Here is a 23,021-nt window from a genome sequence, read left to right on the forward strand (position 1 = left end):
ACAGATAGCTGTAAACCACCCGGAAATCACAACATCACCCGCTATCGTGGCGGGCCATGAGCCGGTTCTTCATGCGGGCTTTGGTGCCCGCCAGGATTCGGCGCGCCGTGCGCGCCCGGTTCGACGCCCGCTACGTGTCGCGGGCGGACCATCGCCGGGACGTCCGTGACGCCCTGTGGGAGGTCCGGTCGCTGCGCCGCGAGGTGGTCGCGCTGCGCGCGGAGGTCGATCGGCTGCGCAAGGAGCAGCGGAAGCCGGCCCCGGCCCCCGCGGATCCGGGCATGCCCGCCAAGGTCGGGGAGGCGCGGCGGCTCGCCGAGGAGACCGCCGCGGCCACCGACCGCCTGCTCCAGTCCGAGGTGCTGATCTGGCAGGCGATCGACCGGCTGGAGGCGCGGCTCGACCGCCTGGAGCGGGCCGCGGGCGACGGCGCCGGGGACGACAGGCCGTTCGGGGAGCCGCTCGAGGAGCACCGCCGTGCGCGTGAGATGGCGTGAGGCCGACGGCACCTGGGAGCTGACCTTCCGCCTCGACCCCGAGGAGGAGCTCACCGGCACGGTCACCGACGGCCAGCGGGTCGAGCTCGCCACCAACTCCTGTCACGTACGGCCCGCCGTACCGGCCGGCGAGGTGCACCCGGACCTGCTCGCGCTGCTCGCCTGGACGGTGGTCGCGCCGTGGACCCGGCGGCGGGTCGTCTTCGACCGCCCGGTCTCCGAGCGGCTGGCGCGCGCCCTGCACGACGGGTGGGGCGTGGAGGCGGGCCCGGTGGGCGACGACGTGGCGCCGCGCGAGCGGGGGCGGGAGCTGGCGATCTCCTACAGCGGCGGCGCGGACTCCGCCGCGGTCGCGGTGATCTTCCCGGACGCGCCGCTCGTCACCTTCCAGCGGGTCTCACACCCGCGCCGCCCCAACCGGTGGACCCACTACCGCTCCGACACGATCGTCCGCCTCGCCCAGGCCACCGGCCGGGACCTCACCGTGGCGCAGTCGGACCTGGAGTTCGTGCTGAGCCACCCGCGGCCCGGCTACCCCGAGCACCACGCGGTGCTCGCCGGGGCGATCCTGCTCGCCGACCGCATGAACCTCGGCGGGGTCGCGCTCGGCTACGAGATCGGCTCGCGCTGGCTCGGCGGCGGCCGGTACGTGCACCGCTACACCCCCGACAACCCGATGTGGTCCCAGCACGGCAAGTGGGGGCGGCTGTTCGCCGCCGCCGGGCTGCCGATGGTGCTGCCGGTCGCGGGCATCAGCGAGGCGATGACGATGAAGATCGCGCTCAACTCGAAGCTGCGCGACCAGGTGCGCTGGTGCCTGCGCGGGGACGCCGACTCCGCCTGCGGCAGGTGCGGCAAGTGCCTGTACAAGGAGCTGATCCAGGCCGCGATCGAGGGCCGCCCGCTGCGCACCGAGATCACCGCCGACCGCCCGGTGGCCGCCAAGTGGCAGCGCCGCCCGCCGTACGGGGGCCAGGAGATGATCGAGTACGGCTGCGCCCGGGTGCCCGGCATCGAGAACACCCCGTTCGCCAAGGCGAACGAGTACCTGCGCCCCACCATCGAGTCGACCCGGTGGCTCGAGCGGGTCTACCCGCCCGCGCTCGACGAGGTGCCCGAGCCCTGGCGCGACCACGTCCGGCGGTACATGACCGCGAACTTCGAGCTGATGGACGCCGACGACCGGCGCCGGGTGGAGACCTGGGGCCTGGCGCACGCGGCGGGCGACGCCGAGGCGTGAGCCGTACCGGCGGCGGACCCGCGCCCGGCGGCCCGGCGAAGATCGGGGGCCGGGCGCGGGGGCGGCCGCCGCCGGGTGTATATGCGGGCATGTGGCGCGTCTCCGACGCGTCCGCATGACATGCGTGGATGAAGCCGTGTGGATGAGGGCCGCGAGATGAGGTTCGCACGATGAGGGTGTACGTCTCGGTGGACATGGAGGGCGTGACCGGTCTCACCGACCCGGAGGAGATGCACGCCGGGGGCCGCGGCTACGAGCGCGGCTGCGAGCTGATGACCGGCGACGCCAACGCCGCGGTCGACGGCGCCTACGCCGCCGGGGCGACCTCCGTGGTCGTCAACGACGCGCACGGCTCCACCAAGAACCTCCGCATCGACCTGCTCGACCCCCGCGCCACGCTCATCCGCGGCCCGGGCAAGCCGATGCGCATGGCCGAGGGCCTCACCGCCGACTTCCGGGCGGCCTGCTTCGTCGGGTACCACGCCCGGGCCGGCGTGCAGCACGGCGTGCTCAACCACACGTGGATGGGCAAGGAGATCCAGAACGTCTACCTCAACGGCGAGATCTGCGGCGAGACCCGGCTCGTCGCCGCGTTCGCCGGCTTCCTCGGCGTGCCGGTGGTGCTCGTCACCGGCGACGAGGCGGTCTGCGAGGAGGCCCGCGAGGTGCTCGGCGACGTGGAGACCGTCGCGGTCAAGCGCGGCATCGACAAGTTCGCCGCCGAGCTGCTGCCGCCGAGCGTCGCCCAGCGGCGCATCCGCGAGGCGACCGTGCGCGCGCTCAATCGCCTGGCGGACTTCCGCCCGTACACGGTGGAGCCGCCGTTCACGCTCGGCGTGGAGTGGAACTCCACGGCGATCGCCGCCGGGTGCGCCATCATCCCCGGCACCCGGCAGGTCGGCCCCCGGCACACCGAGTTCACCACCGACGACTACCACGAGATCATGGCCCTGTTCGGCATCTACGCGATGATCGCCGGACAGGTGGCCTGCGGCAGCGGAGTGTACGGATGACCACCGAGGAAGGGCCGGACCCCCGACCGGCCCAGGAGGAGACAGGCAAGCCCGACCAGCCACCGCCCGCCCCGCCCACAAGACGCCGGCCCGGCCCGGTCACCCGGCGCGCCCTGCTCCTCGGCATCGGCGCGGCGGGCGGCGCGGGCGCGATGTACGCCGCGATGGGCGCGCTCGGCCTCGCCCCGCGCGAGCAGAAACGCGACTTCATCGCCCCCCGGCCCGGGGACTTCAGCCTCACCGGCCGCGCCGCGGCCAAGGTGCTCATCCTCGGCGCCGGGGTCACCGGCCTCGCCTGCGCGTACGAGCTCGGCAAGGCGGGCTACGACTGCACCGTGATCGAGGCCCGCGACCGGGTCGGCGGCCGGTGCCTCACGCTGCGCGGCGGCGACCGGTTCACCGAGATCGGCGACGAGCAGCAGGTCGTGCGGTTCGGCGAGGGCGGCTACTTCAACGCCGGACCGGCCCGGATCGCGCAGTGGATGGTCACCATGGACTACTGCCGCGAGCTCGGCGTCCCGGTCGAGGTGTTCATCAACGACAACGCCCAGGCGTACGTCTACACCCGGGGCATGAAGGCCCCGATCCGCGCGGCCGCCTACCGCGCCGACATGTACGGCTACCTGTCGGAGCTGCTCGCCAAGGCGACCAACGCCGGGGCGCTCAACCGGCGGCTCACCCGGGCGGACCGCCAGGTGCTGCTCGACTTCCTCGCCGAGTTCGGCGACCTCGACCGCCGGACGTACGACTACGGCGGCTCGGACCGGCGCGGCTACGCGACCCCGCCGGGCGTGCAGCCGGGCAAGATGCTCGGCCCGGTGCCGTCGGTGTCCGAGGTGCTCGGCTACGACCTGCCCCGGGCGCTCACCAAGACCGCGAGCCAGGAGCAGGCCGCGCCGATGTTCCAGATGGTCGGCGGCATGGACGGCCTGGTGCGCGCGTTCGCCGAGCGGATCGGCGAGGACCGCATCCTCACCCGCACCAAGGTCACCCGCATCGACACCCTGCCCGACCGGGTCGACGTCACCTGCGAGGGCCCGGACGGCACGGTGGTGCACACCGCCGACTACTGCATCGCCACGCTCCCGCCGCACCTGATCGCCCGCATCCCCGGCAACCTCGGCGCCCCGGTGGTGAGCGCGCTCACCGCGGCCCAGCCCACCCCCGCCGGGAAGATCGCCATCGAGTACGACCGCCGCTGGTGGGAGCTCGAGGACAAGATCTTCGGCGGCAGCACCGAGACCGACCTCGACATCACCCGCATCTGGTACCCGTCGTACGGGTTCTTCGGTGAGCGGGGCATCCTCATCGGCTACTACACGATCGGCTCGGCGAAGGACACCTTCACCCCGCTGCCGCACCGGGAACGGCACCGCCGGGCGCTCACCCAGGGCAAGAAGATCCACGGCGAGAAGTACCGGACCGGCGTGCTGTCGAGCGCCTCGGTGGCCTGGACGCGCCAGCCGTACATCGAGGGGGCCTGGGCGACGTTCACCGACCCGGGGGTGCTCGCCACGCTGCGCCGGCCCGCGGGCCGGGTGTACTTCGCGGGCGACTGGCTCACCAACCTCAACGCGTGGATCGCCGGCTCGCTCGAGTCCGCCCGGACCGTGGTCACCGACCTTCATCGCCGGGTGCTGTCCCAGTAGGGCTAACCTGGCGCGATGAAGCTCGAGTGGATTCCCGCCCTGGAGCGGCCGGATTTGCTCGCGCCGCCGGTGGAGCGCGCGCTGCGCGAGCTCGGCGACCTCGACGGCGAGGTGAGGGTGGCCGAGATCGACCCCGGGCTCGCGGACACGGCCGCGTTCTGCGAGCGGTACGGCGTGGCGTTGGAGGAGTCGGCGAACTGCGTCATCGTGGCGGGCCGGCGCGGCGGCGAGACCCGGTACGCCGCGGTGCTGGTGCTCGCGAGCACGCGGGCCGACGTGAACGGCGCGGTGCGGCGGCACCTGGGGGCGCGCAAGGCGTCGTTCGCCCCGCACGAGGAGGCGGTCGGGCTCACCGGCATGGAGTACGGCGGCATCACCCCGATCGGCCTGCCCGAGTCCTGGCCGGTGCTCGTCGACGAGGCGGTGGCCGCCGCGCCCTTCGTCGTGATCGGCAGCGGGCTGCGCCGCTCGAAGCTCGCGCTCTCCGGCGCGGCCCTGGCCCGCCTCAAGGCCGTCGAGGTGCTCCCGGTCGCGATGCCCGCGGCCTCGTGAATCGTTCGGCCGCGCAGGTCACGACATCGCGGAAAAATCCAAACAATACGAATAAAAGAGGATGATTGCGGATAGTGGGTGATTGCGTCGGCGGCGCGGAGCCCGGCGCCCGCGCCGCCGCGCATCACCATGTGCGCTCGGTGACGAGGCAGGGGCCCGTTCGCGCGCACATCCGCCCCGCGTTCCCGGCCGCGCCTTCCCCGACGCCCTGGGATGTTCCAGGTCGCGGCGGAGGAATGCGCGGTGTTACGGCTGAAACGTCGTCATATGCGCGAGGCGAAGGGCGAACACGCGGCGTAACGTGACCGAATCGGCACTCGCGTACGCCTTGCGTCATATCGTCGTTTGGGAAAACGTGGGAGTTCCGGACGTTGAGTGGGGCGGGGGAACGTGGCCGATAGGTTCATTCATTGCCACATCCTTGAGTCGGTATGGTGCCTAGTGCCATGAACCAGGAGGACCGACTCGGGCCTTACCGGCTGCTCAGGCGGCTCGGCGAGGGCGGCATGGGCGTCGTGCACCTCGCGGTCGACCCGCAGGGCAGGCAGGTCGCCGTGAAGATGCTGCGTGCCGAGGTCGCCGGCGACGACGTCGCCCGGCGGCGGCTCTCGCGTGAGGTGGAGACGATGCGGCGGGTCCGCAACGACCACATCGCCGAGGTCGTCGACGCCGACGTGACCGGCCTTCGCCCGTACATCGTGACCCGCTACGTGCCCGGCCGTCCCCTCGACGAGCTGGTGAAGCAGGAGGGCCCGCTCGACGAGGAGGCGCTGATCCGGGTCGGGTACGGCGTGGCGGACGCGCTCGCCGCCGTGCACGCCGCCGGGGTGGTCCACCGTGACCTCAAGCCGGCGAACGTGATGATGCTCGACGGCAAGCCGGTGCTGATCGACTTCGGCATCGCGCAGGCCGTCGACGCCACCCGGCTCACCCAGACCGGCATGTTCATCGGCACCCCGGGCTACCTCGCGCCGGAGATCATCGCGGGCCAGGAGGCGGGCCCGGCGGCCGACATCCACGCCTGGGCGGGCACGCTCATCTTCGCCGCGACCGGCGAGCCGCCGTTCGGCAGGGGCACGCTGGAGATGATCTTCTTCAACATCACGGCGGGCCGGGCGAACGTCGACGGGGCGCCCGAGTCGCTGCGGCCGATCCTGCGCGCCGCGCTCAGCCGGGACCCCTCCCGCAGGCCGACCGCGACCGAGCTGGTGGAGCGCATGCGCCGGCTGATGCCCGCCCCGGCGGGGCCGGGCGCGCCCGCGCGTCCCCGGGTGCCGGACGAGGTCACCACGATGCCCGACCTCGGCCTGCGGTCCGCCGCCGCGTCGGCCACGGCGTCCCCGGCGGTCACCGGAGCCGCCGCGCCGGAGGCCACCCCGCGGGCGCCGCACGCGGCCGGATACCGCGCGGCCGCCCCGGCCGCCGCCCCGCGGACGCCGTCCCCGACCTCGCCGCCGGTCGTCTCGCCGCAGGGCCCGCCGGAGACCGCGCCCGCCCGGCCCGTGCACCCGCAGGCGGGCGGCCTCGGCGGCCCCGCCGTACCGGGGCCCGCTCCGACCGGGCGGCCGGACGAGCCGCCCACGGTCCCCGCGCCCGCGGCGCCCCGCAACCGGCCCGACGAGGCGGCCCCGCCGCCGGAGCAGCCGGGGGACGGCGACCCGTTCCCGACGGTCCGCGTCCCCGGCAAGGACCTGCGCAGCGCGGGCGTGCTGCGCGGCCCGCACCCGCAGCGTCCGCCCGGCCCGCCGGTCCCGCCGCGGCCGCCCGCGCCGCAGCCCGCGGGCGCGCACCTGGCGGACCTGGTGCGGCCACAGCACCGGCCCGGGCACGGCCCCGTCCCCGCGGCCCCGGTGGGCGGCAACGAGGGCGACATCCCGACCCGGCGGGTGCGCCTCGACGACCTCGCCGGCGTCGGCGGCCCGGCCCAGCCGCGGCCCGCGGCGTCCGGCGCCGGGCCCGCGCCCGCGCAGCCGCCGCCGGTCACCCCCGCCGAGCAGCCGCCGCCGCTCCGCCTGCCCGGGGCGGCCGCGGCGCAGGCCCCTGCGGTGCACGCCGCCGCGCCGCCCGGTCCGGTCCCGTCCCCGGCGCAGCCCGCCCCGGCCCCGTCCGCGGTGGCCGCCGCGCCCGAGCAGCGGCCGCAGCAGGAGGCGGCGCCCGGGGCGCTGCACACCCTGGTCCGGGCCCTGCTGCTGCTCGCCGTCACCGCGCTGACCGTGCGCGCGCCGCTGCCGATGCTGCTGATCACGCTCCCGGTCGCGGTGCTGCTCCGCGCCGGTGACATGGCGCGGCCGCAGCCCGCCACGGTCGGCGAGCTGTTCGGGGTGCTGGGGCGGCCGCGTCCGCTGCTCGCCGCCGCGGGGGCCACCGCGGCCCTGCTCCTCTACGGCGCGATCCTCGGGCTGCCGGTTACGCTGTTTGTGACGGTGTTCCTCGGCGGGGTCTCGACGCAGGTCGCACTCAGCGGAGGGATCGCCGTCGCCCTGTGGACGGTCTGCGCGGGGCCCGGAGTGGACGGTCCACGTAGGCAGATGCGGCGCATGCTCGCATCGGCGCTCCCGACGCGGAGCGCGGCGTCGACGACGGCCGCGGTGGTCGGCCTGGTCGCGGTGGCGGCCACGCTGCTCGCCGTGGCCACGTTCGTCAGCCGGTCGCCACAGGTCTGGTGGCAGCCGCTCGACGCCAGTGGCCTGATCGACCTGCTCGACGGCCTGCGGCAGCGGGCGCAGGCGCAGTGACGGGGGAGCGAATGCCGGACACGCTGGAGAGGATCGGTCCCTACCGGCTCGTGCGGCGCCTGGGAGAGGGCGGCATGGGCGTCGTCCACCTGGGCATCGAGCCGGGCGGTGGCCAGGTCGCGGTGAAGGTGCTGCACCCGCACGTCGCCGCCGACCTCAAGGCGCGGGACCGCCTCGTCCGCGAGGTGGAGACGATGCGGCGGGTGCGCAGCCCGCGGGTCGCCCAGGTCCTCGACGCCGAGCTGTCCGGGCCCACGCCGTACATCGTGACCCGGTACGCGCCGGGCCGCACGCTCGAGCGCACCGTGCTCGAGGACGGCCCGCTCGCGCCCCGCGAGGTGATCCGGGTGGCGCGCGGCCTGTGCGAGGCGCTCGTCTCGATCCACGCGGCCAACGTGATCCACCGCGACCTGAAGCCGGCGAACGTGATCCTCGTCGACGGCGACCCGCTGGTGATCGACTTCGGCATCGCCCACCTGGTGAACGCCACCCGGCTCACCCAGACGGGCATGTTCATCGGCACCCCCGGCTACCTCGCCCCGGAGATCATCCGGGACGGGGAGATCAGCCAGGCGTGCGACGTGTTCGCGCTCGCCGCGACGGTGTTCTTCGCCGCGACCGGGCAGCCGCCGTTCGGCACCGGGCCGTTCGAGAAGATCTGTTACAGCATCCTCGAGGGCCGTGCCCAGCTCGACCTCGCCCCGCCGTGGCTGCGCAAGTGGCTCGCGGGCGCGTTCGAGGTGGACCCGTCGCTGCGGCCGACCGCGCAGACGATGCTGCGCATGGCCTACGCCCTCGACCCGGACGCCCCGGTGGCCCCGGATCCGGTGCTCGACCAGGGCACCCGGGTGCTGAACCAGGACGACCCCGGCACCCGCGTGCTCGACCCCGGCCCGCCCGGCACCGGGACCCGGGTCCTCGACCCCGACCCCGGCCCGCGCACCCGCGTGCTCGACGACGGCGCGCAGCACCCGGCGGGCGGCACCCGCGTGCTCGAGGACGACTACCGCGACCTGCTGCCGCCGGTGCGCTACGTCGAGCCGGCGCCTCCGCCGGCCCCGCCACCGGCGCCGCCGGCCGCGCCTCCGCACGCGCGGCCCGCGCCGCCACCGCCGTACCCGGACCAGCGGGTCGCCGGGTACCCGCCCCCGCCGCCGGCGGGCGCGCCCCGGCCGGACCTGCCGCCGCCCGCGTCCCCGCCTCCTGCGGCCCGGCCGCACGCGCCGGAGCGGCCCCGGCCGGTGTACCGCACCCGGCACCCGGTGATCGCCGCGCTGCTGCTCACCATCCTCGTCGCGCTGGCCTGCGTGCTGCCGGTGCCGGTGAGCGCGTTCGCCGTGGTCGCCGCGCTCTGCCTGCGGGTCGCCGACCACCTGCTCGGCGACCTCGCCGACCGCCGCTCGCTCGGCGGCGCGAGCGCGGGCGACGGGCTGTGGGTGGTGCTCGGCACCCCCTGGGCGCTGCTGAAGTCCGCGTTCGCCACGATCGTGACCCTGCCGGTCGCGGCGATGTTCGCCATGATCGTGTGGGGCGCGCTGACCTATATCGGCAACCTGACCACCGACGTCGCCGCGGCCTACGCCGCGGGCGCGTTCACCGCCGGGCTGTTCGTGCTGCCGGGCGGCAGCCGGCCGCGCCGGGCGGTGCGGAACGCCCTCACCGGCCTGATCCGCAGCCCCGGCGCCGCGATGGTGACCACGCTCAGCGTGGGCACGGTCGCGTTCTTCACGGTGATGTTCTGCCTCAACAACCGGGCCTCCTGGGTGCCCTGGCGGCCGCCGTCACAGGTGATCGACGACCTGATCCGGCGCGGTCAGGACTCGGTCGCCGGACTGCTCGGGGGGATCATCGGGGACCTGATGGACACGCTCGGCATGGGGTTCCTCAACTTCTGGGCCTGACGACCGCAGGAGGGAGTGCATGAGCGCGCCGGAGCTCCTCGGCCCCTACCGGATGCTCTCCCCGATCGGGGCGGGCGGCTTCGGCGAGGTGCACCTCGCCCTCGACCCCGAGGGACGCACCGTGGCGGTGAAGGTGCTCCACCCGCACATCGCCGCCGACGAGGCCGCGGTGGCCCGGCTCGCCCGCGAGGTGGAGACGATGCGCCGGGTGCGCGGCCCGCACATCGCCGAGATCGTCGACGCCGCGCTCTCCGGCGACCGGCCCTACCTCGTCACCCGGTACGTGCAGGGCCGCTCGCTCGCCGTCGTGGTGGCGCAGGACGGCCCGCTGCGCGGCGACGCCCTGGTACGGCTCGCGCACGGCCTCGCCGAGGCGCTCGCGCTCATCCACGACGCGGGCGTGGTGCACCGGGACCTGAAGCCCGCGAACGTGCTGCTCGCCGACGGCGAGCCGTACGTGATCGACTTCGGCATCGCGCACGCGCTCGACTCGGCCTCGCTGACCGCGTCCGGGGCCGTGGTCGGCACCCCCGGCTACCTCGCCCCCGAGGTGCTCGAGGGCCGCGAGGCGGGCCCGGCGGCCGACGTGTTCTCCTGGGCCGCCACGCTCGCGTACGCCGCCACCGGGCGCCAGCCGTACGGGACGGGACCGGCCCCGGCGGTCGCCTACCGGGTGGTGCACCACGAGCCGGACCTCGACGGCGTGCCCGAGTGGCTGCGCCCGCTGCTCGCCGACTGCCTCGTCACCGACCCCGAGGCCCGGCCCACCGCGGCCGAGCTGTGCACGCGGCTCGGCGTGGCCGTGCCGGAGCGCACCGAGGTGCTGCCGCCCGCCGCGCACCCGAACGGCGGGCCGGTCAACCGGCTGCACGAGGCCGAGACCCGCGAGTGGCGCCCGGGCATGCGGCGGCCCCGCAAGCCGTCGCGCAAGCCCCGGGCGGAGTCGCCGTGGGCCGAGCACCAGAGGCGGGTGCACCGCCGCTGGGTGATCGGCTCCGGCTTCGCCGCCGCGCTGCTCTCCGCCGCGGCGAGCGACCCGCTGCCCGAGGTGGCGATCCTGCTGCTCGGCACGTACGGCCTGGCCATGCTCATCGACGCCGGGTTCGGGCTCGCCGCCAAATCGCGTTCGCGGGTGGTGCTCGACCTGGCCGCGGGGTTCGGCGCGATCGGGCTGAGCCTGCTCCTCACCGCGCTGTTCAGCCCGCTCGCCCTGCTGCTCGCCGTGGGCACGGTCGTGCTCGTCGTGGTGCTGTTCGCCTTCGCGGGCTGATGCGGCGGGGCGCCGAAGCGACCCGAACATAGTTCGGTAGAGTGGCCTCCGGCGGGGTTGTCCGGATGCTACCCGTGGGTAACATGGCGGTGGTGTCCGCCGGCGGGCCTCGCCACCGAGCGTGGCACGTGGAGCACGCCCGAGTGACCGGCGCCCGTCGCACCCGCGGCGGACGCGAGCGAGCATGGGAGGTCGTCTGCCGACCATGGACGGAGCGAAATGAACATCGTCGTCTGCGTGAAGCAGGTACCCGACACCGCGACCGAGCGCAAGCTGCGGCCGGAGGACAAGACCCTCGACCGCGACGCCGCCGACGGCGTCCTGAACGAGCTTGACGAGTACGCCGTCGAGGAGGCGCTGCGGCTGAAGGAGGCCCACGGCGGGGAGGTCACCGTCCTCACCATGGGCCCGCAGAAGGCCACCGAGACCATCCGCAAGGCGCTCGCCATGGGCGCCGACAAGGCCGTGCACCTCGTCGACGACGCGCTGCACGGCTCCGACACGCTGTCCACCTCCTACGCCCTGGCCAAGGTGCTCGGCACCACCGGGTTCGACCTGGTCATCCTCGGCTCGGAGTCGACCGACGCACGCACCGGCGTGCTCGCCGCGATGCTCGCCGAGCGACTCGGGGTGCCGCAGCTCACCCTGGCCCGCAAGGTCGAGGTGAACGGCTCGTCGATCACCATCGAGCGCCTCACCGACTACGGGTACGACAAGGTCGAGGGCACGCTGCCCGCCGTCGTGTCGGTCGTCGAGAAGATCAACACGCCGCGCTACCCGTCCTTCAAGGGCATCATGGCGGCGAAGAAGAAGCCGGTGCAGACGCTCTCCATCGCGGACGCCGGCATCGACGCCGGTCAGGTGGGCCTCGGCGCGGCGTGGAGCGAGGTGGCCGAGTTCGCCGTCGCGCCGCCGCGCGCCGCGGGCACGATCGTCACGGACGAGGGCGACGGCGGCGTGAAGGCCGCGGAGTTCCTCGCGTCGAAGAAGTTCATCTGAGAGGGCGGGCTGATGTCGGAAATTCTCGTACTCGTCGAGCATGTCGACGGTGAGGTCAAGAAGGTCACCCTCGAACTGCTCACCCTGGCCCGTTCCCTCGGCTCGCCCTCCGCGGTGTGGGCCGGGCCGGGCTACACGCCCGAGGCGAAGGCGAGGCTCGCCGAGTACGGCGCGGAGAAGATCTACGTCGCCGACGCCGAGGAGATCACCGGCTATGTGGTCGCCCCCAAGGCCGAGCTGCTCGCCAAGCTCGTCGGCGAGGCCGCCCCGGGCGCGGTGCTGATCGCCGCCACCCCCGAGGGCAAGGAGGTCGCCGGCCGCCTCGCGATCAAGACCGACTCCGGTGTGATCACCGACGCGGTCGGCGTCGGCGAGGGCTTCGTCGCCGAGCAGTCGATCTTCGGCGGCGGCGTGAACGTCAAGTCCCGGGTCACCAAGGGCACCCCGATCATCGCGGTGCGGCCGAACTCCACCGCGCCCGAGCCGGCCCCGGCCGCGGGCGCCGAGGTGCAGGTGACCGTCGAGCTGTCCGACGCCGCCCGCGGCGCGAAGATCGTCGAGCGGGTCAAGCAGGAGAAGGGCGCCCGGCCCGAGCTCACCGAGGCCGCGATCGTGGTCGCCGGTGGCCGCGGCGTCGGCTCCGCGGAGAACTTCGCGCTCATCGAGCGGCTCGCCGACTCCCTCGGCGCGGCCGTCGGCGCCTCCCGGGCCGCCACCGACGCCCAGTGGTACCCGCACCAGTTCCAGATCGGCCAGACCGGCAAGACCGTCTCGCCGCAGCTCTACATCGCCGTGGGCATCTCCGGCGCGATCCAGCACCGGGCCGGCATGCAGACCGCCAAGACGATCATGGCGATCAACAAGGACCCGGAGGCCCCGATCTTCGAGCTCGCCGACTTCGGCGTGGTGGGCGACCTGTTCAAGGTCGTGCCGCAGCTCGTCGACGAGATCGAGAAGCGCAAGTAGCCCGCCCGCCGTACGGGCGTGCCGCGTGAGCCGTACGCCGCCCGGGGGCGGGCCACCCGCTCCCGGGCCGGTCCGGCGGCCCCGGTTACCCTGAAAGGTGCCATGGCTTATCTGGATCACGCGGCCACCACGCCCATGCTCCCCGAGGCGATCGAGGCGATGACCGCGCACCTCGGCACGGTCGGCAACGCCTCGTCGCTGCACGCCTCGGGCCGGCGGATGCGGCGCGTCGTGGAGGAGGCCCGGGAGAGCATCGCGAGCGCGCTCGGCGCCCGGCCCAGCGAGGTGGTGTTCACCTCGGGCGGCACCGAGGCGGACAACCTCGCGATCAAGGGCCTCTACTGGGCCCGCGCCGCCTCCGGGGCACGGCGCGTCCTGGTCAGCTCGGTCGAGCACCACGCCGTGCTCGACCCGGCACGCTGGCTCGGCGAGCGGCAGGGCGCGGTGGTCGAGGAGCTCGCGGTCGACGAGCACGGCCGGGTGCACCCGGAGACGCTGCGCGAGGTGATCGAGCGCAACCCGGACGACGTCGCCCTGGTCAGCGTGATGTGGGCGAACAACGAGGTCGGCACCGTGCAGCCGGTGGCCGAGCTCGCCGCGATCGCCCACGAGTACGGCATCCCGTTCCACACCGACGCGGTCCAGGCGGTGGGCCAGCTTCCGGTGTCGTTCGCCGACAGCGGCGTGGACGCGCTCACCCTCACCGGGCACAAGATCGGCGGCCCGTTCGGGGTGGGCGCGCTGCTGCTCGCCCGCGGCGTCGACCCGGCCCCGGTGCTGCACGGCGGCGGGCAGGAGCGCGAGGTGCGCTCGGGCACCCTCGACGCCCCCGCGATCGCCGGCTTCGCCGCGGCCGTGGAGCACGCCGTGGCGCGCCGCGAGGAGCTCGCCGCCCGGCTCACCGAGCTGCGCGACGACCTCATCGCCCGGGTACGGCAGGCCGTACCGGACGTGATCCTCAACGGCGACCCGGTGCACCGGCTGCCCGGCAACGCGCACTTCTCCTTCCCCGGCTGCGAGGGCGACGCGCTGCTCATGCTGCTCGACGCCAAGGGCGTGGAGTGCTCCACCGGCTCGGCCTGCACCGCCGGGGTCGCGCAGCCGTCCCACGTGCTGCTCGCCATGGGCGCCGACGCGCTGCGCGCCCGCGGCTCGCTGCGGTTCTCCCTCGGCCACACCTCGACCAAGGCCGACGTGGACCGGCTCGCCGAGGTGATCGGCCCGGTGGTGGAGCGCGCCCGGCGGGCCGGGATCAGTTGAGGAAGTGGGAGATCGACAGCCAGCCCGGGTCGGACTCCACCTCGACCTTGGCGCGGCCCTGCCGCCACCCCTTGACCAGCTCGCGGATCCGGTCCGCCACGCCCGCGTCCGGGTCGGCGTAGATGTGGATCTCCCGCACCCGGTCGGCGTTGATCTGCACCGCGGGCAGCGCCTGGTCGTCCGGCAGCGCCGCGGCGAGCTCGAGCTCGAAGACGTCGAGCGCCTCCGCCGACGCGCCGGTCGGCAGCCCGTCCGCGTCCGCCTCCCGGTACGGCAGCGCCACCGTGATGTGCTGGTCGAACAGCGGGAAGTCCACCGGCCGCAGCGGGAACCGCGCGGTCGCGGTCACCTTGCCCCCGGCCGGGGTGCGGCCCTCCAGCGCCACCCAGCGCGGCTCGTCGTGCTCCTGGGCGAGCCCGGCGACCACCGCGGGCAGGTGCACAACGGGCACCGGGTCGAGCGGCTCGAACGAGGCCGCGGTGATGTCGCCGATCCACCGGGCCACCTCGTCCTCGCCGAGGATCCAGTCGAGCGCGAGCAGCGCGCTCTCGGTACGCGTCTCGTCGTCGAGGTCCGGATAGATCGGGTGGTAGACCACCAGGTCGAGGCGCGGCTTGCCGGGCGGGATGCGCATGCCGAGCACGATCTGGTCGAACGCGAACTCGCGCCCACCCACCTGGATTCTCAGCTCCATCGCGTTCGGGTGCGGCTGCCGCGACGGGTGGAACTCCCACCGCTCGTCGGCCGGGGGCGCGGCGCGCACCCACCGGTGGGCGAGCGGCCGCAGGTCCGGCGCGCCCGCCGAGGTCACCACGAGCGCCTGGCCGGCCGCCTTCCCCGGCTCGATCTCCCAGGCCAGCCGCTCGTCGATCGCCGCCACGGCCGGGGCGAGCGCCTCGGCGAGCCCGGTCTCGTCCCCCGCATCGAGCATCGCGTCGAGCCGTGGCCGGTTCTCCGCCCACCACGACCAGAACGCCGCGATCCGTTCGTCTCGCATGGGCACCGATCCTCGCAGGTGCCCGCGCCGCCCGCCAATCAGGGGCCGCCGACCGGGTACGGCGAGCCGCCCGGCGACCCCGCGGGCACAGGTAGTCTCGACGAATATGGGGCTTCGTGTACTGGCCGCCATGTCCGGCGGCGTCGACTCGGCGGTGGCCGCCGCGCGCATCGCCGAGGCGGGCCATGACGTCACCGGCGTGCACCTGGCGCTGTCCGCCAACCCGCGCTCGTACCGCACCGGCGCCCGCGGCTGCTGCACGCTCGAGGACGTGCGCGACGCGCGCCGCGCCGCCGACGTGATCGGCATCCCGTTCTACGTGTGGGACATGGCCGAACGCTTCCACCACGACGTGGTGGAGGACTTCGTCAGCGAGTACGCGGCCGGCCGTACCCCCAACCCCTGCCTGCGCTGCAACGAGAAGATCAAGTTCGAGGCGGTGCTCGACCGCGCGCTCGCGCTCGGCTTCGACGCGGTCGCCACCGGCCACCACGCCCGGCTGGAGAACGGCGTGCTGCGCCGCAGCGTCGATCCGGGCAAGGACCAGTCGTACGTGCTCGGCGTGCTCACCCGCGAGCAGCTCGCCCACGCGATGTTCCCGCTCGGCGACTCCACCAAGGAGCAGGTGCGCGCCGAGGCCGCCAGGCGCGGCCTCACCGTGGCCGACAAGCCGGACAGCCACGACATCTGCTTCATCGCCGACGGCGACACCCGGGCCTTCCTCGCCGAGCGGCTCGGCACCCGGCCCGGCCCGATCGTGGACGCGCTCACCGGCGAGGTGCTCGGCGAGCACGACGGCGCGTACGGCTTCACCGTCGGCCAGCGCAAGGGCCTGCGCCTCGGCCGCCCGGCACCCGACGGCCGGCCCCGCTACGTGCTGTCGATCGAGCCCGCCACGAACACGGTCACCGTCGGCCCGCGCTCCGCGCTCGAGGTCACCTCGATCATCGCCGAGCGCCCGATCTGGAACGGCCCCATCGACGAGCCGCGCGGCCCGCTCACCTGCTCGGTGCAGCTGCGCGCGCACGGCGAGGTGTACGGCTGCCGCGCCCGGGTCACCGACGGGCTGCTGCGCATCGACCTCGACCGCCCGGCCACCGGGGTTGCCCCCGGCCAGGCGGCCGTGCTCTACGACGGCGACGTCGTGCTCGGCTCGGGCACGATCCGGTCCGCCTCCTGACGCTTCCCGACGCTTCGCCGCCCGCCCGGGCGCCGGGGCGCCACCGCCGCCCGCCAGGCGGGCCCCGGCCGGGCCTCGGACGGGCTTCGGGCGGGCTCAGCCGCCGAGCGTCACGCTCTCGCCGGGCGCGAGGCGCCGGATCTCGGCCTTGTGCCGGTCGGCCTCCATGCCCAGCCAGTTGTCGATCAGCTTCAGGCCCACCTCGTTGAGCAGGCCGTCGTGGGTGGAGTAGGCGCGGCCGGGCCGTACCGTGCGCAGGTACTCGACCCACTCGCGGAGCTTGACCCACGGCGCGTTCGTCGGCAGCAGCAGGGTGGGCACCTCGAAGTCCGGCACGGTGAGCGCGTCGCCGGGATAGAAGATCTCGTCCGCGACGAGGAAGCCGACGTTCTGCACCACCGGCTGGTCCGGGTGGTTGACCGCGTGCCACTCGCCCGCGACCGCGATGTCGAAGCCGTTGCTGCGGAACCGGTCGCCGTCGCGCACCGCCCGGGTGAGCACCGCGATGTCGCCGAGCCTGGAGATCACCGCCTCGGGGCCGTAGATCTCCAGCGCGACGTTCTTGGCCGCGGCCTCCCGCAGCGCCTGCTCGTCGAGGTGGTCGAAGTGCTCGTGGGTGATGAGCACGGTGTCCGCGCCGTCGAGCACTCCCGCGCCGGAGAACTTCCCGGGGTCGATCACGAGCGTGTGGCCGTCCTTCTCCAGCCGCACGCACGCATGGCCGTACTTGGTGAGCTTCATGGCACCCATGCTTACCGCATCGCACCGGCCCCCACGGCCGCCGGTCCGCGCGGTCCGGACCTGTTCGCGGCGCTCTCTAAGCTGGCACCGTGAGCGACAACGGCGATCGTTTCCCGTGGAGTACGGCGAGCGCGACCGGCGTGGGCTCCCACCCGGGTGAGGACCACCTCGAGGCGCTGCGCGTCGTCTTCGGCGAGCTGCCCGACCTGCCCTACCTGCCGGAGCTGCCCGAGCGCGGGGTGGGCGCCGACATGGTCGGGCGTACGGCCTCGCTGCTCGTGGACATGCCGGTGGAGGTCCAGCCGTCCGGCTGGCGGATCACCCAGGCCCCCGGCCGGGACCTGGGCCGCGCGTACGACCACCTGTCCCGGGACCTCGACGGCCTGGAGGAGATCGCCCACAACTACACCGGGCCGCTCAAGGTCCAGGTCTGCGGCCCCTGGACGCTCGCCGCGACCATCGAGCTGCGGTACGGCGACAAGATGCTCAAGGACCCGGGCGCGGTACGCGACCTGGCCGAGTCCCTCGCCGAGGGCGTCACCGCCCACCTCGCCCAGGTACGGCGGCGCGTGCCCGGCGCCACCACGATCGTGCTCCAGCTCGACGAGCCCGGCCTGCCCGGCGTGCTCGCCGGCACCGTGCCCACCGCCTCCGGCTTCGGCCGCCTCCCCGCCGTCGAGGCCCCCATCGTCACCGAGCGTCTGCGCACCGTGCTGCGCGGTGTGGCCGCGGACGGCGTCTACCCGATCGTGCACTGCTGCGCGCCCAACGTCCCGATCACCCTGATCCGCGACGCGGGCGCCAGGGGCGTCTCCCTCGACGCCGCCCTGCTGCGCCGCCAGGACGAGGACCCCATCGGCGAGGCGATCGAGGCCGGCACCGCCTTCTTCCTCGGCGTCGTCCCCGGCACCGACGCCCGCCTCCCCGACATCGGTGTCGTCGCCAAGCCCGCCCTCGAACTGTGGCGCCGCCTCGGCTTCCCCCCGTCCACCCTCGCCGACCAGGTCGTCCTCACCCCCACCTGCGGCCTCGCCGGCGCCTCCCCGCGCTACGCCAAGGCCGCCCTCGCCAAGTGCCGCGAGGCCGCCAAGGTCCTCCGCGACGACCCGGGCGAGGACTGACCCACGCGCCGACCCCCGGCCCTCGCCGCGGGGTCGCGTCATCTGCGGAGCAGGAGCCTGAGCCAGTGGTGATCCATTGGGTTCATCACGCCGGCGACGGTGCTCGCGGATGGCCCGGTGCGTGCTCCACCGGTTACTTCGGCGGACGATACTTTCGCCGATGAAAGTATCGTCGGCGAAAGTATCGCCGATCGAAGTATCCGCACCCGGGGTCACAAGCCGTTCCGCGGTCCGGGACGACGCGTTCCGATCCCGGCGTCCGCCCGCACGCCGTCCTCGCACCTGCGGGATCGCATACGCGGCCGCATCCCGATCTTGTGAATGTCCTTGGTGGAGCCGCGGGTCGAACCCCTCCTCCGCGAGTGCGCGTAGCGTATGGCGTCGGCCGCCGTGGGATATCGGCGCTGCGCACGTACCCGAGGGGATCGTGGAGGCGTGGCGTCAGCGCGGTCTCCGGTGAATTGTCGGTCGCGGCGATAACGTTGTCTGTGCGGTTGGTCGACGGGTGCTCGCCTGACGGGGGCGACCGTTTCACGAGGGGAGACGGGCTGATGAGCGTCGAGCAGGACGGGGTGCCGGCGGCGGCTCGGGAGCGGCACGCGGAGCTCTCCGAGCTGATCAACGAGGCGAACTGGCGGTACTACGTGCTCGACGCGCCCACCGTGAGCGACGCCGAGTACGACGCGTGGATGCGCGAGATCAAGGAGCTGGAGGAGGCGCATCCGGAGCTGCGCACCCCCGACTCGCCGACCCAGCGGGTGGGCGCGCCGATCTCCACCACGTTCGCCAAGGTGCGGCACGTCCAGCGCATGGAGAGCCTCGACAACGCGTTCAGTGACGAGGAGCTGGCCGCCTGGGAGGCGCGCACCCGCCGCATGCTCGAACGCGAGCCCGGCCCGTACCTGTGTGAGCTGAAGATCGACGGCCTGGCGATCTCGCTGCTGTACGAGAAGGGCAGGCTGGTGCGCGCGGCCACCCGCGGCGACGGGGTCGTCGGGGAGGACGTCACCCACAACGTGCGCACCATCGCCGAGGTGCCGTACCGGCTGTCCGGCGACGACGTGCCCGACCTGCTCGAGGTGCGCGGCGAGGTGTACCTGACGGTGGCCGCGTTCGAGGAGCTCAACCGGAGGCTGCTCGACGAGGGGAAGCAGCCGTTCGCGAACCCGCGCAACTCGGCGGCCGGGTCGCTGCGGCAGAAGGACCCGCGGATCACCGCGCAGCGCGACCTGCACGTGATCTGCCACGGCATCGGCCGGTGGGACGGGAGCGAGGTGCCGAAGGCCCAGTCGGAGACCTATGAACGGTTCAAGGCGATGGGCCTGCCGGTGAGCGACCTGTACCGGGTGGTCGACACCCTCGACGAGGTGCGCGAGTTCATCGCGTACTACCAGCGGCACCGCCACGACACGCCGTACGAGATCGACGGCGTCGTGGTGAAGGTGGACGACTTCGGCAAGCAGCGGCAGCTCGGCTCCACCGCCCGGGCGCCCCGGTGGGCGATCGCGTACAAGTACCCGCCGGTGGAGGTCACCACCAAGCTGCTCGGCATCGAGGTGAGCGTGGGCCGCACCGGGCGCGTAACCCCGTACGGGGTGATGAAACCGGTGAAGGTGGCCGGGTCCACGGTCGAGCGGGCGACCCTGCACAACGCCGACGAGGTGCGGCGCAAGGGCGTGCTCATCGGCGACACCGTGGTGCTGCGCAAGGCCGGCGACGTGATCCCGGAGATCGTCAAGCCGGTGGAGGAGCTGCGGGACGGCTCCGAGCGGGAGTTCGTCATGCCCACCCACTGCCCGGAGTGCGGCACCGAGCTGCGCCGGGAGCGCGAGGGCGACGTGGACATCCGCTGCCCGAACTCCCGGTCCTGCCCGGCCCAGCTCCGCGAGCGCATCTTCTTCGCCGCCGGGCGGGGCGCGTTCGAAATCAGCTCGCTCGGGTACGTGGCGGCGACCGCGCTCACCCAGCCGCTGCCGCCGCAGGAGCCGCCGGTGCGCACCGAGGCGGACCTGTTCGACCTCACCCTGGAGCGGCTGCTGCCGATCCGCACGCTCGTCCGCGACCAGGACACCGGCCTGCCGAAGATCGACCCGAAGACCGGCGAACCGAAGGTGGTGCGGTTCTTCGCCAACCAGAACGGCGAGCCGAAGAAGACCACGCTCACCCTGCTGGAGCAGCTGGAGCAGGCGAAGCGCGCGCAGCTGTGGCGGGTGATCGTCGCCCTGTCCATCCGGCACGTCGGCCCGGTCGCGGCGCAGGCGCTCGCCGCCGAGTTCCGCTCGCTCGACCGGATCTTCGCGGCGAGCGAGGAGGAGCTCGCCGCGGTCGAGGGCGTCGGTCCGACGATCGCCGCGTCGATCCGCGAGTGGTACGCGGTGGACTGGCACCGGGAGATCGTCGAGCGCTGGCGCCGGGCGGGCGTGCGCATGGAGGAGGAGGCGCCCGCCGCGGGGGAGGAGCTGCCCAAGACGCTCGAGGGCCTCACCCTCGTGGTCACCGGCACCCTGCAGAACTTCAGCCGCGACAGCGCGAACGAGGCGATCCAGGCCCGCGGCGGCAAGGCGACCGGCTCGGTGTCGAAGAAGACCTCGTACCTCGTCGCCGGGGAGAACGCGGGCTCCAAGCTGGACAAGGCGATCAAGCTCGGCGTGCCCGTGCTCGACGAGGCCCAGTTCCTCATCCTGCTGGAGAAGGGGCCGGAGGGGATCTCGACTACGGAACAGCCGTGACGCAACGTGCCCATTTGGTTTCGCGAGGTGGCCCCGAGGTCGTACCCTCCCAACATGACCTCTTGGGGGTTTGCCGGATAATGACCGACCCATCCGATACCCGGGACACGAGCCCACGGCCGGGATCGCCGCTGTGGACCTACTTCGCGGGCGTCATCATCGTCGGGCTCACCGCGCTCGTCGTCGCCCAGGCCCGGCTCGGCCCGGAGCAGCTCGTCGAGGCGCTGCGCCTGCCGCTGCTGTGGCTGCTCGCCGCGCTGGTGGTGCTGGGCGAGCTGCGGCCCGTGGTGACCTCGTCGTCCACCCTGGTGGGCGGCACGCCCGCCTCGGTGATGTTCAGCTTCGCCGTGCTGCTCCACTACGGCCTGTCGCTCGCGGTGCTCACCCAGGCCGCGGCGATCGTGGTGTGCGGCCTGGTGAACCGCCGGGCCTGGCATCGGGTGGCGTTCAACGTCGCGCACGTCACGCTCGCCTGCACCGCCGGGGCGGTGGTGCTCGGCGCCTTCGGCGTGCTGCCGCACCCGGCCGAGCCGTGGGTGCCCGCCGACGGGGACGACGTGCTCGCGATCGCGCTCGCCGCGCTCGCCTACTTCTCCGTGCGCGCGCTGCTCGTCTGCGCCGCGGTGGCGCTGCACGAGCGCCGCTCGGTGCTGCGCGTGCTGCGGCTGTCGGCCGGCCCGCAGGGCCTGGTGTACGCCACGATGCTCGGCCTCGCCCCGGTGGTGGTCGTGGTGATGGCGTACACGCCGATGCTCGTGCCGCTGTTTACGGCGCCGCTCGCCGCGATGTACTTCACCGCCACGCTCTCGGCCCGCCGCGACCACCAGGCGATGCACGACGAGCTCACCGGCCTGCCCAACCGCAAGCATCTGATCATCGCGATCGAGGAGGCGCTCGCCGAGGTGCGCGACGACCAGCGGCTCGGCCTGCTCCTGCTCGACCTCGACGGGTTCAAGGAGGTGAACGACACCCTCGGCCACCCGGTCGGCGACCGGCTGCTGCAGATCATCGGCCACCGGCTGACCCACAGCGTACGGCCCGGCGACGTGGTGGCCCGGCTCGGCGGCGACGAGTTCGCCGTGCTGCTGCCGTCGATCCGCGACGCCCAGGCGGCCAAGGAGGTGGCGGCCCGGCTGCGCGCCGCGCTCACCGAGCCGGTCCGCCTCGAGGGCATGACGTTCGACCTCGACGCCTCGGTGGGCATCGCGCTCCACCCCGACCACGCCCCCGACTTCCAGCTGCTGCTCCAGCGCGCGGACGTCGCCATGTACCTGGCGAAGGAGGCGCGCTCGGGCGTGGAGTTCTACGTGCCGGACAAGGACCGCAACTCGCCGGAACGGCTCAGCCTCCAGGGCGACCTGCGCCGCGCCATCGACCGGGGCGAGCTGGAGCTGCACTACCAGCCCAAGGTGACGCTCGCCGACCGCTCGGTGGACGGCGTGGAGGCGCTGCTGCGCTGGTGGCACCCGGTGCGCGGCCCGGTGTCCCCGAGCGAGTTCATCCCGCTCGCCGAGCAGTCGTACCTGATGCGGGAGCTCACCCAGTACGTCATCGGCATGGCGATGGAGCAGGCCGCGCAGTGGTGGCACCAGGGCATGCAGGTGCCGGTCTCGGTGAACGTGTCCGCCCGGGACCTGCTCGACAACGGCCTCGCCGAGCAGATCGAGGCCGCGCTCGCCCGCCTGCGCCTGCCCGCCCGCGCGCTCCGGCTCGAGGTGACCGAGCGGGTGCTCATGACCGACCAGGCGTACGCGGCCGACACGATCCGCGAGCTCGCCGCGCTCGGCGTGCAGCTCGCCCTCGACGACTTCGGCACCGGCTACTCGTCGCTGGTGCGGCTGCAGCGGCTGCCGGTCTCCGAGGTGAAGATCGACGCGTCGTTCGTGCGGCGGCTCACCGAGTCGCCCGACGACGAGCGCATCGTGCGCTCCACGATCGAGCTGGTCCGCTCGCTCGGGCTGCGCTCGGTCGCCGAGGGCGTGGAGTCCGCGGAGATCGCCGACCGGCTGCGCGACCTCAACTGCGACGTCGGCCAGGGCTGGTGGCTCGGCGAGCCGATGGCCCCCGCCGACGCGACCGCGTGGCTGCGCGAGCGGCTGCGCACCGACCCGCCGATCACCGCGGTGGAGGCGCCGGCCGGGGCGGTGTGACCGCGCGGCCCCGGCGTTTCC

General features: G+C 73.9%; 17 protein-coding genes. 15 read left to right on the forward strand and 2 right to left on the reverse strand.

Annotated elements, in window-relative coordinates:
* Positions 1-56: 56 nt before the first annotated feature.
* The 11 genes from FHX40_RS03085 to FHX40_RS03135 all read left to right on the forward strand — a co-directional run bounded on the left by FHX40_RS03085 (position 57) and on the right by FHX40_RS03135 (position 14,082).
* Complete coding sequence (locus FHX40_RS03085) at positions 57-497, forward strand: hypothetical protein (protein ID WP_229789154.1); 441 nt, start codon at positions 57-59, stop codon at positions 495-497.
* On the forward strand, positions 478-1,737 hold the full coding sequence (locus FHX40_RS03090) for a DUF6395 domain-containing protein (protein ID WP_142258202.1): 1,260 nt from the start codon (positions 478-480) through the stop codon (positions 1,735-1,737). Before FHX40_RS03085 ends, FHX40_RS03090 begins: the two co-directional genes overlap by 20 nt.
* Positions 1,738-1,907: 170 nt before the next feature.
* On the forward strand, positions 1,908-2,750 hold the full coding sequence (locus tag FHX40_RS03095) for a M55 family metallopeptidase (RefSeq protein ID WP_142258203.1): 843 nt from the start codon (positions 1,908-1,910) through the stop codon (positions 2,748-2,750).
* A complete protein-coding gene (locus FHX40_RS03100) occupies positions 2,747-4,399 on the forward strand; it encodes a flavin monoamine oxidase family protein (protein WP_142258204.1) in 1,653 nt (550 codons plus the stop codon). The genes FHX40_RS03095 and FHX40_RS03100 overlap by 4 nt, the downstream gene beginning before the upstream one ends.
* 15 nt (positions 4,400-4,414) lie before the next feature.
* Complete coding sequence (locus tag FHX40_RS03105; protein ID WP_142258205.1) at positions 4,415-4,951, forward strand: YbaK/EbsC family protein; 537 nt, start codon at positions 4,415-4,417, stop codon at positions 4,949-4,951.
* A gap of 446 nt (positions 4,952-5,397) precedes the next feature.
* Positions 5,398-7,686 carry a serine/threonine-protein kinase gene (locus FHX40_RS25640; RefSeq protein WP_229789155.1) on the forward strand — a complete coding sequence of 763 codons (2,289 nt, stop codon included), beginning with the start codon at positions 5,398-5,400 and terminating at the stop codon, positions 7,684-7,686.
* An 11-nt stretch (positions 7,687-7,697) separates the two neighbouring features.
* Positions 7,698-9,587, forward strand: a complete 1,890-nt coding sequence (locus FHX40_RS03115) for a serine/threonine-protein kinase (RefSeq protein ID WP_142258206.1) — start codon at positions 7,698-7,700, stop codon at positions 9,585-9,587.
* 19 nt (positions 9,588-9,606) lie between these two features.
* The gene (locus FHX40_RS03120) at positions 9,607-10,857 is read left to right on the forward strand and encodes a serine/threonine-protein kinase (protein WP_142258207.1); all 1,251 of its coding nucleotides are present in this window, start codon (positions 9,607-9,609) and stop codon (positions 10,855-10,857) included.
* Between the two features lie 219 nt (positions 10,858-11,076).
* Positions 11,077-11,856 carry an electron transfer flavoprotein subunit beta/FixA family protein gene (locus FHX40_RS03125; protein WP_142258208.1) on the forward strand — a complete coding sequence of 260 codons (780 nt, stop codon included), beginning with the start codon at positions 11,077-11,079 and terminating at the stop codon, positions 11,854-11,856.
* 12 nt (positions 11,857-11,868) lie between these two features.
* Positions 11,869-12,822, forward strand: coding sequence for an electron transfer flavoprotein subunit alpha/FixB family protein (locus tag FHX40_RS03130; protein WP_142258209.1), 954 nt, complete (start codon positions 11,869-11,871; stop codon positions 12,820-12,822).
* 102 nt (positions 12,823-12,924) lie between these two features.
* Entirely contained in the window at positions 12,925-14,082 is a 1,158-nt protein-coding gene (locus tag FHX40_RS03135) for a cysteine desulfurase family protein (RefSeq protein ID WP_142258210.1), read from the forward strand.
* On the opposite strand, the gene FHX40_RS03140 is transcribed toward FHX40_RS03135, so the two are convergent.
* Positions 14,075-15,079 carry a DUF695 domain-containing protein gene (locus tag FHX40_RS03140; protein ID WP_142258211.1) on the reverse strand — a complete coding sequence of 335 codons (1,005 nt, stop codon included), beginning with the start codon at positions 15,077-15,079 and terminating at the stop codon, positions 14,075-14,077. The two genes, FHX40_RS03135 and FHX40_RS03140, sit on opposite strands and share 8 nt — an antisense overlap.
* Positions 15,080-15,185: 106 nt before the next feature.
* Here FHX40_RS03140 and mnmA point away from each other — a divergent pair, with 106 nt between their 5' ends.
* A complete protein-coding gene (mnmA, locus tag FHX40_RS03145; RefSeq protein WP_142258212.1) occupies positions 15,186-16,259 on the forward strand; it encodes a tRNA 2-thiouridine(34) synthase MnmA in 1,074 nt (357 codons plus the stop codon).
* A 96-nt stretch (positions 16,260-16,355) separates the two neighbouring features.
* On the opposite strand, the gene FHX40_RS03150 is transcribed toward mnmA, so the two are convergent.
* Positions 16,356-17,000: an MBL fold metallo-hydrolase gene (locus FHX40_RS03150; RefSeq protein ID WP_142258213.1), complete on the reverse strand. Its 645-nt coding sequence runs from the start codon at positions 16,998-17,000 to the stop codon at positions 16,356-16,358.
* Positions 17,001-17,089: 89 nt separating this feature from the next.
* Here FHX40_RS03150 and FHX40_RS03155 point away from each other — a divergent pair, with 89 nt between their 5' ends.
* From FHX40_RS03155 to FHX40_RS03165, 3 genes are all read left to right on the forward strand, one after another.
* Positions 17,090-18,121, forward strand: coding sequence for a methionine synthase (locus FHX40_RS03155; RefSeq protein ID WP_142258214.1), 1,032 nt, complete (start codon positions 17,090-17,092; stop codon positions 18,119-18,121).
* Between the two features lie 551 nt (positions 18,122-18,672).
* A complete protein-coding gene (gene ligA, locus FHX40_RS03160) occupies positions 18,673-20,850 on the forward strand; it encodes an NAD-dependent DNA ligase LigA (RefSeq protein ID WP_142258215.1) in 2,178 nt (725 codons plus the stop codon).
* A gap of 80 nt (positions 20,851-20,930) precedes the next feature.
* Positions 20,931-23,000, forward strand: coding sequence for a putative bifunctional diguanylate cyclase/phosphodiesterase (locus FHX40_RS03165; protein WP_142258216.1), 2,070 nt, complete (start codon positions 20,931-20,933; stop codon positions 22,998-23,000).
* Positions 23,001-23,021 lie beyond the last annotated feature (21 nt).

The organism is Thermopolyspora flexuosa (assembly GCF_006716785.1).
In the GTDB taxonomy this organism is placed as follows: Bacteria; Actinomycetota; Actinomycetes; order Streptosporangiales; family Streptosporangiaceae; genus Thermopolyspora; species Thermopolyspora flexuosa.